A 1222-nucleotide genomic window follows, 5' to 3' on the forward strand; every position below is an offset into this window, starting at 1 on the left:
GCGAAGGTGAGAACTTAAGCGCCGGTAAACGGCGGTGGTAACTATAACCATCCTAAGGTAGCGAAATTCCTTGTCGGGTAAGTTCCGACCTGCACGAATGGCGTAACGACTTCCCCGCTGTCTCAACCACAGGCCCGGTGAAATTGCAGTACGAGTAAAGATGCTCGTTTCGCGCAGCAGGACGGAAAGACCCCGGGACCTTCACTACAGCTTGACATTGGCGTTTGGAGCGTCTTGTGTAGGATAGGTGGGAGACTGGGAAGCGGTGACGCTAGTTACCGTGGAGTCATTGGTGAAATACCACTCTGGTCGTTTTGGACGTCTAACCCGCGCCCGTGGATCCGGGTGGGGGACAGTGTCTGGTGGGTAGTTTAACTGGGGCGGTTGCCTCCTAAAAGGTAACGGAGGCGCCCAAAGGTTCCCTCAGCCTGGTTGGCAATCAGGTGTCGAGTGTAAGTGCACAAGGGAGCTTGACTGTGAGACTGACGGGTCGAGCAGGAGCGAAAGCTGGGACTAGTGATCCGGCATCGGCGTGTGGAAGCGGTGTCGCTCAACGGCTAAAAGGTACCCCGGGGATAACAGGCTGATCTTCCCCAAGAGTCCATATCGACGGGATGGTTTGGCACCTCGATGTCGGCTCGTCGCATCCTGGGGCTGGAGTAGGTCCCAAGGGTTGGGCTGTTCGCCCATTAAAGCGGTACGCGAGCTGGGTTTAGAACGTCGCGAGACAGTTCGGTCCCTATCCGCTGCGCGCGCAGGAGACTTGCGAGGGGCTGTCCCTAGTACGAGAGGACCGGGACGGACGAACCTCTGGTGTGCCAGTTGTTCCGCCAGGAGCACGGCTGGTTGGCTACGTTCGGTAGGGATAACCGCTGAAAGCATCTAAGCGGGAAGCTCGCCTCAAGATGAGGTCTCCCACCACGAGAGTGGGTAAGGCCCCCTAGAGATGATGGGGTTGATAGGCCGGAAGTGGAAGCGCAGTAATGTGTGGAGCTGACCGGTACTAATAGGCCGAGGACTTGACCATGATGTGCTCGCGTTCACTATGTGATCTCAGAGACAGCAACCGCGGTTAGTTGGTTGTGTGTTTCGTGGGGTTACGGCGGTCATAGCGGCAGGGAAACACCCGGTTACATTCCGAACCCGGAAGTTAAGCCTGCCAGCGCCGATGGTACTGCACCGGGGACGGTGTGGGAGAGTAGGACACCGCCGGACAATCTTT

The 1222-nt window shown here is 57.5% G+C and carries 2 rRNA genes; both read left to right on the forward strand.

The annotated features are described in order from the left end of the window. Positions 1–1027: ribosomal RNA gene (locus ABZ857_RS44295) — 23S ribosomal RNA — on the forward strand; the annotation flags it as partial. 71 nt (positions 1028–1098) lie between these two features. Then, positions 1099–1215 (forward strand): 5S ribosomal RNA (gene rrf / locus ABZ857_RS44300). The last annotated feature ends 7 nt before the right edge of the window (positions 1216–1222 follow it).

It is taken from the genome of Microbispora sp. NPDC046933 (genome assembly GCF_040644635.1).
GTDB lineage: Bacteria > Actinomycetota > Actinomycetes > Streptosporangiales > Streptosporangiaceae > Microbispora.